Genomic DNA, 12,536 nt, shown 5'->3' on the forward strand with positions numbered 1-12,536 from the left:
CCCAAACGGGCAATGGGTCGTTTCGGTCAGAGGGTGCAGGTGTTGACCAGGTCACCCGAGGCCGGACGAGGCACGGTGGTGCTGGCCGGAGGGGCCGTTCCGTCCTCGACCCAGGCCGTGAGGGCGTCGAAGCCGGCGCGGGCGCAGGGCAGGGTCGATCGGAGCTGGTTCGGGAAGAGCGGAACCAGTGCGTCCGTGTGGGTGCCTCCGACGACGCGGTAGGCGCGGTGCATGTCGGTCTTGCCCTCGTCGGCGATCAGAGCGGAGTACGCCTCCTGGGTGTGCTTGATCGGAAGGAGCGTGTCCATGTCGCCCTGCAGCGAGATCAGCGGGCGCTTGATGTCACCGGTGAGCTCGACCGAACGCATCGCCTCCTTCACCTCATCCGGGCGGCTGTCGTAGTCGTAGTCCGCGTCGCACTGAGGAGTTCCGCTGGTGCAGTAGGGCGTTCCCGCCTTGGTGTCACCGTCGAACTCGGGGTCGAACTCCTCGCGGTAGATCCGCTGGGTGAGGTCCCAGTACACCTGGTGGTGGAAGGGCCACAGGAACTCGCTGCCGGGTTCGAAGCCGGCCGCGATGATGGCGTCGTGGGCCGCGGCGTCCCCTGCAGCGTGGGCGGGGTAGTTCTTGAGCGCAGCGGGGAGGTAGGTGAGCAGGTTCGGGCCGTCGCCGCGCAGCAACGTGCCTTCCCAGTCGAGTCCGCCGTCGTAGAGGTCGGGGCGGTTCTCGAGCTGCCAGCGGACGAGGTAGCCGCCATTGGAGATGCCGGCCATCCAGGTGCGGGACGGCTTCTTGGCCTTGACCTTCTGCAGCACCTTCTTGGAGGCGATCGTCAGCTCAGTGACTCGGGAGTGCCACTCGGCCACACTGCCGCCCGGCTCGGAGCCGTCGTCCCAGAAGTTCAGGCCGACGTTGCCCTTGTCGGTGCTCGCGAACGCGTAGCCCTGGCCGAGGACGAAGTCCGACCACACCTGGTCGTTGGCGTACTGGGTGCGGTTGCCCGGGGCGCCGGTGACGACGAGGCCGCCGTTCCAGTTGTCCGGGATGCGGATGACGAACTGGCTGTCGTGGTTCCAGCCGTTGTTGACGTTCGTCGTGGAGGTGTCGGGGAAGTAGCCGTCGATCTGGATACCGGGCACACCGGTGGGGTTGACCGTGCCGGGCGTGACGAGACCGGCATAGTCGCCGGGCTTCGTGTGACCGGAAGCCACGGTGCCGGCCGTGGTGAGGTCGTCGAGGCAGGCGACCTTCTGCATTTCGGCGCCCGGCACCTGGGCCTTGGCCTGGCGGGCGCAGTGCCCACCTCCGGGCTTGTCAGTGGCCTTGTCGGCCGTGGCGGGTGGCGCGGTCACCACGAGGGCGGCAGTCGCGGCGAGGGCGGTCAGGGTCGCGAGGACCGTGCGAGGAGACGTCTTTGTCGGGCGCATGGGGGCAGCATTCCCGTGACAGAGCGCTTCTCCCATGTGTCGCGGAACCACTCCCCCGCCGCCACCGTGTGATGTGGTGCTGCGCGGCAGGTGATGTCAGCGTGAATCGTGGTCGGCGCTCAGCCGACAGCTGGACCTTCGCCGGGATACATGACGTCGCGCAGGGTGACCATGACGAGGTCCGCGGCAGCGTGGGAGTCGTCCAGGGAGAGGTAGGCCGTCTCCGTCACGTCGTCCGGGAACCACCGGTTCCAGACCCGCTCCTCCAGCGAGATCGGACCGGGTCGGCGCCATCCCAGCTCGTCGAGCGCCTCCTCCTCCGGTTCGGTGAAGAAGTAGACACCCCCGAACTCCTCGCTGCCGACGAGTTCCACCACCGCATGGCGCTCGTCACGTCGCACGCGCACCCAGGGCGCCACGTCCTCATAGCGCGCTGGCACCAACCCGAAGGCCCGGGCCTTGCGAACCAGGTGGGGCCGCGACCGTTCGGGAACCGAGACCGTGACCGAGTCGCCCTCGGACAGCGAGCGGATGCGGATCGCGAGATCACTGGACCATGCACGCCAGTCCAGCGGACCGCCGGGTGGTGGCTCCACGGCATACGTCATGGCTTGTCTCGAATCTCGTTGTCCCGGAAGGGAACTCAGTCCTCGGCCTTGCGCTCGGCGATCTGCCAGCGGATACCGGCCTCGATGAAGCCGTCGATGTCACCGTCGAAGACGGCGGTCGGGTTGCCGGTCTCGAACTCGGTCCGGAGGTCCTTGACCATCTGGTAGGGGTTGAGGACGTAGGAGCGCATCTGGTCGCCCCAGCTCGCCTTGACGTCGCCGGCGAGTTCCTTGCGCTCGGCAGCTTCCTCGGCGCGCTTGAGCAGGAGGAGCCGCGACTGCATGACGCGCAGCGCCGCCGCACGGTTCTGGATCTGCGACTTCTCGTTCTGCATCGAAACGACGGTCCCCGTGGGGATGTGCGTCATGCGGACGGCCGAGTCGGTCGTGTTGACCGACTGACCACCGGGGCCGGACGAGCGGAAGACATCGATCTTGAGGTCGTTCTCGGGGATCTCGATGCTGTCCGTGCCCTCGATGAGCGGGATGACCTCGACGGCGGCGAAGCTCGTCTGGCGGCGGCCCTGGTTGTCGAAGGGGCTGATGCGGACGAGGCGGTGGGTGCCGCCCTCGACCGAGAGGTTGCCGTAGGCGTAGGGCACGTTGACCTCGAAGGTCGCGGACTTGAGGCCCGCCTCCTCGGCGTAGGACGTGTCCATGACCTTGGTCGGGTAGCCGTGGCGCTCGGCCCAGCGGAGATACATGCGCATGAGCATCTCGGCGAAGTCCGCGGCGTCGACGCCACCGGCGCCTGCGCGGATCGTCACGACGGCGGCGCGCTCGTCATATTCACCACTGAGCAGGGTGCGGACCTCGAGCTCGCCGACGGCCTTCTTAACGGCCACGAGTTCCTTCTCGGCCTCGGCGAGGGTCTCCGCGTCGTTTTCCTCCTGGCCCATCTCGACGAGCACCTCGAGATCATCGACGCGGGCATCCATGCCGGTGACGCGTTCGTGCTCCGCCTTGGCTCGAGACAGCGCGGACGTCACGGCCTGTGCCTTCTCCTGGTCGTCCCAGAGATCGGGAGCGGCCGCCTGACTCTCGAGGTCGTCGATCTGCGCCTGCAACGCCGACAGGTCGGTGACGTCACGCACGGACGTCATCGTCGTGCGCAGGTCCTTGATCTCTTGCTGGAAGTCGGTTGCCACAAGAGCAAAGACTACGTGCCCGTATGCCGTCCGCTCACCACCCGCGCGAGCCGCCGGGTCGCGCACGGCGACCCGGCGGCATACCGACCGATCGTCTGGCTACGGAGTGGGTCGGCTCAGAACTCGACGCCGCAGCTGGCGTAGGCGCCGCCGATCTGCGCTCCATGGGCGGCGAAGACGTGGTCGATGCCCTTGTGGTTGGCAGTGTTGTTGTGGCCGCCGACGACCCCATCCTTGCCGCCGCCCCGGATCTTGACGGTGAACGACGACGGGGAACCGGTTGCCTCGTAGGCAGCCAGCACGCATTCCCCGGTCGCAGCGTCGTAGAGGCCGGCCTCCACCTCCGCGGCGATTTCGTCGGCCACGACGATGGTGAACCAGGCGTTGGAGTTCGAGCCAGCCTTGAGGTTGCCCTGTGCGGAGCGGCTGGCGTTGAAGCACTCGTGGGCTGCTGCCGTGGTGGCGGTGGCGAGGCCGATTGCGGCGGCCATCGCGACGGAGGCGCCGAGGCGCGACGTGAAACGGTGCATGTCGGTTCCCCTTCCGAAGCGCCACCGTGGCAACGGAACGTCACCGGTTGCGGTAGGGCTCCTGCCCGCGAAGTGTTCTCCTGACGGAGACTCGACACGTTCGAATGACCAAAAGCAGTCATTCCGGGTCATGCGAATGGTCCCGCCGTGATCAAGACACGCGCTGGGTATGCCGGCCGCTCACCTCGCGCGGACCGGCCGCCGCTCCTCGGCGTCGTCCTTCACGCCGGGGAGAAGTCGGTCGATGCGCGTTGCGGCCCAGGTGAGGGTCAGGAGGAGGACGGCGACACCGGCGCACGCAGCGAGGGTGCCCGCGTACCCGTGCAGGCTCACGTCGAGGAACGGGTACGGGTACCAGTCGACGGCGGCGCCACGCACGAGCGTGTAGGCGAGCCAGCCAACAGGGAAGATCAGCGATGACAGCAGGAGGCTGCGGTGGGCCTGCCCGCGCGGCCCGAAGACGGCCCACCCGATGACGGCGAGCGCCGGCACGACGAGGTGAAGGAGTTTGTCGGCGACCGCATCCGCGCCGTGCAGGTCGAGCAGCGGCCGCAGGAGGAACCAGTGGACGATGCCGGTGACCGCGATGGCGACGACGGCGTTGAGCCGCAGGACCTTCCACCACGTCGGGTAGCGCTCCTGGCCCAGAGCCAGCGTGGTGGTCGTCAGGGCGACGAGCAGGTTGGACAGGACCGTGAAGTAGGAGACGAAACGGACCAGCCTCGTGCCGAGGTCCGGAGGGGTCACGTCGTCGAGAACCCTGCCACCCCTGATCACGAGCACGAGTTGCAGGAGCAGGGCCACCCACGTCACGAGGGCCGTCAGGAGGTGCCAAGTGCGCGCCAGCCGCTGCGTGTTCACCCGCCCATCATCGCGGGTGGGACGCCTGGACGGACGTCCATTTTCTTTACCAAACCTTGGAGATTCACCTGATGACTGGCGGGCCACCGCAGCCCTAGTTGACCCATGGCCTCCCGTCACCTGCCGGGGGCCTTCACGTCGACACCCAGGAGACCGCCACATGCGTTCCACTCGCTCACGCGCGATGGTCATCACCATGGCCGTCGCGGTTGCACTCGGCACCGCCATGTCCACCGCCGCCGCTGCCCCCCTCGCTGCGGACGATGCCGCCGCCAACCCCGGCTACACCGTCCCCACGTTCCAGGAGTTCGCCGACTCCACCTTCCAGGACACCGACGGCCAGTTCATCGTCAACGGTGACGAGGTCGAGGAGTCGTGGGGTGGTCTCAACCAGTTCTACAACTCCATGGTCAACCCCAAGCCCGTGAAGACCGACGACACGAGCCTCATCGTCAAAACCATCAAGGGCGGCAAGGACGATCGCTGGTCGCAGTCGCAGGTGGGCAACCTGACCTACTGTGTCAGCACCGCGTTCGGCGCACGCCACGACGACGTGGTGGCCGCGATGGCCGGCGGCGCGGGTCTGTGGGAGGGCGCGAGCTCAGCCATCGACTACGTCCACGTTCCGAGCCAGGACGGCAACTGCACCACCAGCAACCGGAGCGTGACGTTCTCCGTCGAGCCCGTGCAGACGTCTCAGTACATCGCCCGCGCCTTCTTCCCGAGCACGAGGAAGCGCAACATCCTCGTCGACGACTCCATCTGGAGCTCTGGCTCCTGGACGCCGACCAACATCATGGGTCACGAGCTCGGTCACACGCTCGGGTTCCGGCACGAGCACACGCGCCCGGAGTCCGGCACCTGCTTCGAGGACAACAACTGGCGCCCGCTGACGGCCTACGACAGCGCGTCGATCATGCACTACCCCCAGTGCAACGGATCCTCGAGCAATCTCTCGATGACCCAAACCGATGGTCAGGGCGCCGCGGCACTCTACGGCCAGTGACCTGACCTCCCCCTCGCACGCGACAGCGGGCCCGGCCTCATGGCCTGGGCCCGCTGTGGTCTGTCCGGGCGACTCGGGCCTATTCGAGGTCGGCCCGGGCACGGGACACGACGTTGACGGTGACACCGTTGCCGATCAGCCACCCGATGAAGGGCACTTCGGCCCGCCCGGACATGCGGACGACGGCAAGCTCCCCGTCGGGTGTGCCGGTGCCCTCACCCAGGCCCCAGGCCGACAGGCCGCCCGGCATCGGCCGCGTCGACACGTAGTCCACCGCTGTCCGTCGGACCGTCTCGTTGCTCAGCGGGACGGAGTCCCCCACCCCTGCCGCGTAGGCGCCCTCGTCGAGGGCGTTGGCGGCCGCCAGTGCTGCTCCGTCCGCAACGTCGAGGAGCTTCATGCGCGACAGGTGCACAGAGGTCACCGCGATGACACCCGTGACGAGCAGGGTGCAGACCATGGAGAAGACGAGGATGAGGAGCATGACCCGCCCCTGCTCGTCCCGCTGAACAGGGTTGCGCCCCAGCCGAATTCGACCAACCGTGGATTCGGCACTCACGGCGTGCCCCGGAATCGATCCACGGTCGAGAGGTGACTCGCGGTGAGCGGGATCTCGAGGGGGACGACCTCGCGGGCGAACGCCGGGATCAACGGCAGGGGCACGGTGACGCTGGCCGTCGTCTCGACCCTCGCGTCCGGCGTGAGGCAGGGCGACGTGGAGCACGAGATCTCCAGCGAACCCATGCCGCCGAACCCTTGGTCGTCAAAGGCGACGTCGGCTCCCGCGCGGGCCCGAGCGGCTGCGTCCTCCCCTGCTTCCGCCGTCACGAACGCACGTCCGGCCTCGCGCGCGGCGGTCGTCACGGCATACGAACCGGCTTGGATCCGGGCCAGGGCCATCACGAGATAGACGAGCGGGACGAGGAGGAGCACACCGAGGAAGACGAACTCGACAAGGGCGCTCCCCTGCTCACCCCGGGCGCGGGCCACGCGGTCACGCCACGTCATTGGCGCTCCAGGAACGCGCGCCCGCTGATGTCGAGCTGGCCATCCGGTCCGATCAGCCCGAGGACGGGGAACGGCGCCCGGACGCGCACCTCGACGACCTGCACTCCGCCGACGAGACCCGTGCCCACCGTGACGTGCTCCGCATAGTCATCAGCCAGGGACGCGGTGATGAGCTCGCGTGCGCGCACCGCACCCATGCCCGGCTCGGCGTCCGCGCGGGCCCCCAGGCGCGCACCCTCGCTCGCACACGAGATGAGCGTGTTGCGGATGTGCAGGACGAGCCCGAGCTGGAGCACGGCCATGAACAGGAACACGACCAGCCCCGAGACCATGACGAACTCCGCCACGGCCGACCCGCGCTCGCCCCTGCGGACGAGCGCGGCCACGTCAGATGTCCGAGACCCGGTCGATGGCGCGGGCGAAGAGGTCCCTGAACTGGTCCTCAGCGACACCCCAGATCACGGCCACGAGTGCCGCCGTCATGAGGGTGATCAGGACCCAGCCGGGGACGTCACCCCGCTCACTTCGGCGTCCGTTGCCGTCGACGAGGTCCTGGGCCGCCAGCTGTGCGCGGACGAGGGATCGGGTGATGGTGTGCATGGTCGTGCCCTTTCGGAAGGTGTCACATCGTGAAGTTGAGGAACGAGAAGCCTGGGTAGACGGCGAAGAGCACGGTGATGGGCAGCACGAGGAAGACGACCGGCACCATCATGGCGATCTCCTTCTTGCCCCCTGCCTCCATGATCAGACGCCGCCCTTCCTCGCGAACGTCCTGGGCCTGAGCCCGCAGGACGTCGGCGAGAGGGGTGCCGCGTTCGACGGCGATGACGATGCCGTCGACGAATCGAGTGAGGCTCATGAGGCCGGTGCGGTCGGCAAGGCCCTGCAGGGCGACAGGCAAGCTGGCCCCGGCTCGGGCATCCGCGAGGCAGCGCCGCAACTCGTCGGAAAGCGCTCCGTGCGAAAGGCGGCACACTCGTTCGAGAGCCCCGACCGCACCCTCGCCAGCACCGACCGCGAGCGCCAGGAGTTCGGCCACCGTGGGGAACTCCGCGAGCATCCGCTCCTCGCGCTTGGCGGCGCGGTGGCTGAGGAACCAGTCGGCACCCGCCACGCCCGACATGACGCCGATCGCCGTGAGCAGTAGCACGAGGGCCGGACTGGTCCCTTGGATGAAGGCCGAGAGCGAACCCAGGGCGAGCATGGTCACACCGGCGCAGACGCCCCAGACGACCTGTTGCGCGCGGAACCGATCGACGTCCGGGGCCAGCCCTGCTCGGAGGAGGCGCCGGCGCACCGACGGCGCTCCACCCATGACGCGCTCGACTTGAGCAGACAGGCCTCCCAGGACGGGCGCGAGAAGGGTTGCCACCACCCCGCGTGTCGGACCGTCCCCGGCCAGGAGGTTGGACGGTCGAGGAGTGTCCTTCAAGTAGGGCAGCACGCGATCGGCCAGACCGGCCTGCCGGTGCCGAGGGAGTCCGGACCACATGAGCAGGAGCCCGAAGCCGGCGAGGAACCCCAAGATCGCGCCCGAGCGCGCCAAGTCCGTCATCGGAGCACCCGCTCATCCTCGGGGAGGCGGCCAATGCGAATCATCAGCCAGTACGCGATGCCGGTGACGAGGGCTCCCGCGAAGAGGACCATCGCGCCCGTCGCGGTGGAGTAGGCGCGCACGGACTCGGGTCGGGTCGACAGCATGGCGAGAACGATCCACGGCGCCGCGACGGCCAGCCTGGCCGCGTTGACGGTCCACGACTGGCGGGTCTCGAGCTCGGACCGCGTGCGCGAGTCCTCCCGGAGGAACACAGAAAGCGTGCGGAGCAACCGGCCGAGGTCACTGCCACCCACTTCGCGCGCGATGCGCAGCGACTCGATGAGGCGATCGGCGACAGGGTCGCTCAGCCGTGCCTTGAGCCGATCCAGGCAATCGTGGAAACGACCGGAGATGCGGTAGTCCTGCGCGAAGGCCTGGAACGCCGGCCGCAACTCCTCCGGTCCGCGATGCCCGAGTTGCGACACTGCCTCCGGCAACGACATCCCGGCCCGCACCGCAGACGTGATGTTGTCGACCGCGTCGGGCCACAGGTCGCGCAGCCGGTTGCGGCGCTGGCGGGCCCGCATGCGCACCACGGCATACGGCCCCCACGCCGCCATGAGCGCGAAGCAGACGGCGATTGCCGGAACTCCGACCACGGCATACACGAAGAGGAAGACGAGAGTGAACGCTCCGGCGCAGCCCACGAGCAAGGCCTTCGGCGTGATGGTCGGGTAGCCGGCCTGAATCAGTTCGTCGCGCAGGCGTCGGATCAGGGCCGGCGGCTCCTTCACGCGGTCGGGGTCCTCCTCGCGCGCCCAGAAGCTCCACCAGACGCAGAAGAGGCCGGTGCCGAAGAGCAGGCCGACGAACAGGCCAGTCACACGGATCCTTGGGCCAGCAGCGCCGGGAGGTCGTAGCCCGCGCGCTCGAAGCGGTCGCGGTGCGGCGGGTAGCCGTCGGCGCGGACGAGCTCTCCACCTCGCTGGACGAAAAGGTCGGCGATCTCGACGACATCTCCCTCGACACGGCCCGGGACTGCGGCAATCTCACGCACTCGGCGCGTGCCGTCACGTTCAAGGGCAGCGTGGACGACGATGTCGATCGATCCCGCAACGGTCGGCACGACAAAGCGCGACCCGACGTTCTCGCCTGCAAGCAGAGGGAGCGTGCACATCTTGGTGATCGCCTCACGAGCGCTGTTGGCGTGGATGGTGCACATCCCCGGCAGGCCCGAGTTGAGCGCGATGAGCAGGTCGAGGCTCTCGGCCTGTCGGACCTCGCCGACGATGATCCGCGAGGGGCGCATCCGCAACGCCTCCTTGACGAGCCGCCGCAGGGGCACCTCCCCCGTGCCCTCCAGTGATGGCTGCCGGCACTGCATCGACGCCACGTCGCGCAAGGGGATCTTCAGCTCGAAGACCTCCTCGCACGTGACGACACGCTCGCGCGCGGGAATCGCGGCCGCGAGGCAGTTGAGCATCGTCGTCTTGCCGGCCTGTGTGCCGCCCGCCACAAGGACGTTGAGCCCTGACGCCACAGCGGCCTCGAGGAAGGTCGCCGCCTGACGTGTCATCGTCCCCAGCCGCACGAGGTCGTCGAGGTTGTCGGCCTTGACGATGAACTTGCGGACGTTGACGTGCCAGTGCTCGCGGGTGATATCGGGAATGACGACGTGGAGACGCGACCCGTCGGGCAGGACTGCGTCGACGAACGGACTGGAGAGGTCCACACGCCGCCCCGAGGACTTGAGCATGCGCTCGACGAGATCACGCACCTCGTCGCCCGTCAGGAGCGTCGTCGTGAGCTCCGGCACACCGCCGCGCGCGACGAACACGCGGGTTGGCTCGTTGATCCAGATCTCCTCGACGGTCGGGTCGTCGAAGTACTGCTGCAGGGGTCCAAAGCCGGCGACGGTGTCCCAGACGGACTTCTCGGCCTGGGTCAGGTCGGCGAGCACCGGCATGCCGCCGTGCATGGAGCGCTGGTCGTAGTCCGCGACGGCGTCACGCACGAGTCGCTGCACCGCCTGGGGCTCGCGGGCGGGGTCCAGACCGGAGCGTCGGATGAGCTCGCGGACCTCGGACTCGACCGTGCGCACGGCATCCATGCGTGTCCCTCCCCTCACGGCGCGCCGGGCGCAGCGCCGTCCTTCATGAAAACAGGATCGGCGCCACACCCCGCAGAGTTATCCACAGACCCCGACCCCTGTCGAACCACAGGGTAACCACCCGAACGGGCCACGGCGACCTTGGGCTACGGGGTCATCTTGGGCCAGGACCATCCCGGGGCTGCTGCACAGCCAGGCGAGCGGTCCGCGCGGGCCGTGCGGTCACAGCCGAGAAACACGGTTGGCCGGGTCTTCCCAGACCCGGCCAACCGGCGAGAGGGGTCGGGCCCTAATCCGACCGGCACCGAGCCGCCCTGCCTCTGCCGTTGCAGGGGCTCGATGCATGCGACGCACTGCCTTGTTGCGTCGGGAAGAAACTACGTCCGACTTTGACATCGCGGTGTCTCACGTTGAGACTTACCCCAGAGAAACCTGGGAAGGCAAACGGTTGACGAGGGCATCCGGATCGGGGCCAACGGACCGACCGCACACACGAGACGTGTCACGACTGCGTGACGCGTTCCACGCCGACGCCATGGCCAGCGAGGCCCTGCGGGAGGAGATCCGGCAGTCCTGGAGCCGGTCCGCCCAGTTTGCGCTGTCACCAGACCGACTCGCCTGCCTTCGTGGCCGAGGCCCCGGCTGAGACCACTCTCCTTCGCGTGGCGCGGCCCGTCCTGAACGGCCTCGCGAACTCCCTTGGCAACGAGCCCGTCTCACTCATCCTCACCGACCCCGACGGAGTCATTCTCGCCCGCTTCGCCGGCGACAGCCGGATCATGCGCCACCTCGATGCGGCCCACCTCCTCCCCGGCTTCAGCTACTCCGAAGGGTCGGTCGGCACCAACGGCATCGGAACAGCCGTCGAGACCCGGACTGCGCAGTTCGTGCACGGCCCGGAGCACTACGCAAGCAGCCTTGCCGTCTTCAGTTGCGCAGGTGTCCCGATCATCCACCCCATCAGTGGCGTCGTGCTCGGCGTGCTCGACCTCACGTCCCTCTCGGATCACGCCACCCCCCTCCTGCTGAGCTTTGCGAAGGCGAGCGCAGTGCAGATCGAGCAAGCACTGCTGGCGGACTCGAGCAAGGCCGAGCTCGCTCTGCTGCGCGACTACCGGTCGGCGGTGCACCACACGGGCGGGGCGGTGTTGGCACAGAGTGACAACCTCGTGCTGCTCAGCGACCAGGCCCGCCGAAGCTACGACGCGGCCGATCAGGCCGCGTTGCTCGCCCAGTCGGCCGATCTGCTCGGCGCGACAGACCGCCACACGGTCTCCACGATGCTGCCCAGTGGAATCTCCGTGACGATGGACTATCGGCCGACGTTCTCGGACGATGCCCTCGCCGGCGGCACCTTGCGGATCAGGCAGGACCCCACTCCTGCGGCGTCAGCCGCGTCGGCGGAGACCAGCGCCATCACGCGGGCCGAGGTGAGTCTGGGGCGCGGCACCCTGCCCGGCCTCGTGGGCACGCATCCTCTGCTGCGTGCCGCCGTGCGGGCCGTCGCAGAGTGCCGAGCCACGCCGACGTGGACGGTGATCGAGGGCGAACCGGGCGTGGGAAAGATGACCGTCGCCCGCGCCGTTCAGAAGGACGCACACCTCGGCGGGTCGGTGACGATCCGTGAGGCGGACGAACTCGAGGACCCGGAGGTCGTGGCCGAGGTGGTCGCTGCCATGGACGGCGACCCACAGGACCTGGTCCTGATCCGGGATGCCCATGCGCTGAGCGACGCCAGCGCGAGCGAGCTCTCCACGGCCCTGGCCACTGTCGCGGACGCGGAACGAACGCAACGACCCTGGCTGGTGGTCACCGTGGTGCCCGGCTCCGACATGGCTCCCGCTGTCGGCGAGTTCTTGGCCCACCTCCCCCGCACGGTCACCATCCCGCCGCTGCGTCATCGTGCCGACGACATCGCCCTGCTCGCGCCCCACCTCCTGCGACGTGTGGTGCGTGACGACGCGGTCACCCTGTCGAACGCAGCCCTGGGTCAGCTGAAGCGCCTGTCCTGGCCGGGCAACGTCGACCAGCTGCGCAAGGTGCTCACCGAGGCGGCACGCAAGCGGCGCACCGGTGCCATCGTCGTCGGCGACCTGCCCGGGGAGGCTCGCGCGACGAGTCGTCGGGCGCTGACGCCGCTCGAGGCGATGCAGCGCGACGCAATCATCACGGCGCTCGACGCGCACGCCGGCGACAAACCAGCCGCCGCCGAGACGCTGGGCATCTCGCGCGCGACGATCTACCGCAAGATCAGGGACTACGGAATCCATACCTGAGCGTCGGGAATCACGGTGGGAGCCC

At 68.5% G+C, this 12,536-nt stretch carries 14 protein-coding genes; 2 read left to right on the forward strand and 12 right to left on the reverse strand.

The window, feature by feature from the left end; all coding sequences use genetic code 11:
• Nucleotides 1-26 precede the first annotated feature (26 nt).
• The 5 genes from N802_RS01945 to N802_RS01965 all read right to left on the reverse strand — a co-directional run bounded on the left by N802_RS01945 (nt 27) and on the right by N802_RS01965 (nt 4,574).
• Nucleotides 27-1,427, reverse strand: coding sequence for a 3-hydroxybutyrate oligomer hydrolase family protein (locus N802_RS01945; RefSeq protein WP_035911299.1), 1,401 nt, complete (start codon nt 1,425-1,427; stop codon nt 27-29).
• A 119-nt stretch (nt 1,428-1,546) separates the two neighbouring features.
• Nucleotides 1,547-2,035 carry a TY-Chap domain-containing protein gene (locus N802_RS01950; RefSeq protein ID WP_035911301.1) on the reverse strand — a complete coding sequence of 163 codons (489 nt, stop codon included), beginning with the start codon at nt 2,033-2,035 and terminating at the stop codon, nt 1,547-1,549.
• A 35-nt stretch (nt 2,036-2,070) separates the two neighbouring features.
• Nucleotides 2,071-3,183, reverse strand: a complete 1,113-nt coding sequence (prfB, locus tag N802_RS01955; protein ID WP_035911305.1) for a peptide chain release factor 2 — start codon at nt 3,181-3,183, stop codon at nt 2,071-2,073.
• Nucleotides 3,184-3,299: 116 nt separating this feature from the next.
• The gene (locus N802_RS01960; protein WP_035911308.1) at nt 3,300-3,713 is read right to left on the reverse strand and encodes a hypothetical protein; all 414 of its coding nucleotides are present in this window, start codon (nt 3,711-3,713) and stop codon (nt 3,300-3,302) included.
• 180 nt (nt 3,714-3,893) lie between these two features.
• Entirely contained in the window at nt 3,894-4,574 is a 681-nt protein-coding gene (locus N802_RS01965) for a Pr6Pr family membrane protein (protein ID WP_084071776.1), read from the reverse strand.
• A 160-nt stretch (nt 4,575-4,734) separates the two neighbouring features.
• On the opposite strand from N802_RS01965, the gene N802_RS01970 reads away from it, so the two are divergent.
• On the forward strand, nt 4,735-5,580 hold the full coding sequence (locus tag N802_RS01970; protein ID WP_035911311.1) for a zinc metalloprotease: 846 nt from the start codon (nt 4,735-4,737) through the stop codon (nt 5,578-5,580).
• Between the two features lie 79 nt (nt 5,581-5,659).
• On the opposite strand, the gene N802_RS01975 is transcribed toward N802_RS01970, so the two are convergent.
• From N802_RS01975 to N802_RS02005, 7 genes are read right to left on the reverse strand one after another with little or no spacing between them, the layout of a single operon-like run.
• The gene (locus N802_RS01975) at nt 5,660-6,139 is read right to left on the reverse strand and encodes a pilus assembly protein TadG-related protein (RefSeq protein ID WP_156971235.1); all 480 of its coding nucleotides are present in this window, start codon (nt 6,137-6,139) and stop codon (nt 5,660-5,662) included.
• Entirely contained in the window at nt 6,136-6,588 is a 453-nt protein-coding gene (locus tag N802_RS01980) for a pilus assembly protein TadE (protein WP_035911314.1), read from the reverse strand. Before N802_RS01980 ends, N802_RS01975 begins: the two co-directional genes overlap by 4 nt.
• The gene (locus tag N802_RS01985; protein WP_035911318.1) at nt 6,585-6,974 is read right to left on the reverse strand and encodes a TadE/TadG family type IV pilus assembly protein; all 390 of its coding nucleotides are present in this window, start codon (nt 6,972-6,974) and stop codon (nt 6,585-6,587) included. Before N802_RS01985 ends, N802_RS01980 begins: the two co-directional genes overlap by 4 nt.
• 1 nt (nt 6,975) lies before the next feature.
• A complete protein-coding gene (locus tag N802_RS01990) occupies nt 6,976-7,188 on the reverse strand; it encodes a hypothetical protein (RefSeq protein WP_035911321.1) in 213 nt (70 codons plus the stop codon).
• A 22-nt stretch (nt 7,189-7,210) separates the two neighbouring features.
• Entirely contained in the window at nt 7,211-8,143 is a 933-nt protein-coding gene (locus tag N802_RS01995; protein ID WP_035911324.1) for a type II secretion system F family protein, read from the reverse strand.
• Nucleotides 8,140-9,009, reverse strand: a complete 870-nt coding sequence (locus N802_RS02000; protein ID WP_035911327.1) for a type II secretion system F family protein — start codon at nt 9,007-9,009, stop codon at nt 8,140-8,142. The genes N802_RS01995 and N802_RS02000 overlap by 4 nt, the downstream gene beginning before the upstream one ends.
• Entirely contained in the window at nt 9,006-10,235 is a 1,230-nt protein-coding gene (locus tag N802_RS02005; RefSeq protein ID WP_035911330.1) for a TadA family conjugal transfer-associated ATPase, read from the reverse strand. Before N802_RS02005 ends, N802_RS02000 begins: the two co-directional genes overlap by 4 nt.
• Before the next feature lie 626 nt (nt 10,236-10,861).
• On the opposite strand from N802_RS02005, the gene N802_RS02010 reads away from it, so the two are divergent.
• Nucleotides 10,862-12,511, forward strand: a complete 1,650-nt coding sequence (locus N802_RS02010; protein ID WP_035911874.1) for a sigma-54-dependent Fis family transcriptional regulator — start codon at nt 10,862-10,864, stop codon at nt 12,509-12,511.
• Nucleotides 12,512-12,536 lie beyond the last annotated feature (25 nt).

The organism is Knoellia sinensis KCTC 19936 (assembly GCF_000768705.1).
GTDB classification, from domain to species: Bacteria; Actinomycetota; Actinomycetes; order Actinomycetales; family Dermatophilaceae; genus Knoellia; species Knoellia sinensis.

Coding starts and splice junctions, on each gene's coding strand:
- N802_RS01950 (WP_035911301.1), bottom strand. CDS start 2,035: ATGACGTATGCCGTGGAGCCACCACCCGGCGGTCCGCTGGACTGGCGT.
- N802_RS01970 (WP_035911311.1), top strand. CDS start 4,735: ATGCGTTCCACTCGCTCACGCGCGATGGTCATCACCATGGCCGTCGCG.
- N802_RS01995 (WP_035911324.1), bottom strand. CDS start 8,143: ATGACGGACTTGGCGCGCTCGGGCGCGATCTTGGGGTTCCTCGCCGGC.
- N802_RS01960 (WP_035911308.1), bottom strand. CDS start 3,713: ATGCACCGTTTCACGTCGCGCCTCGGCGCCTCCGTCGCGATGGCCGCC.
- N802_RS02005 (WP_035911330.1), bottom strand. CDS start 10,235: ATGGATGCCGTGCGCACGGTCGAGTCCGAGGTCCGCGAGCTCATCCGA.
- N802_RS01990 (WP_035911321.1), bottom strand. CDS start 7,188: ATGCACACCATCACCCGATCCCTCGTCCGCGCACAGCTGGCGGCCCAG.
- N802_RS01980 (WP_035911314.1), bottom strand. CDS start 6,588: ATGACGTGGCGTGACCGCGTGGCCCGCGCCCGGGGTGAGCAGGGGAGC.
- N802_RS01945 (WP_035911299.1), bottom strand. CDS start 1,427: ATGCGCCCGACAAAGACGTCTCCTCGCACGGTCCTCGCGACCCTGACC.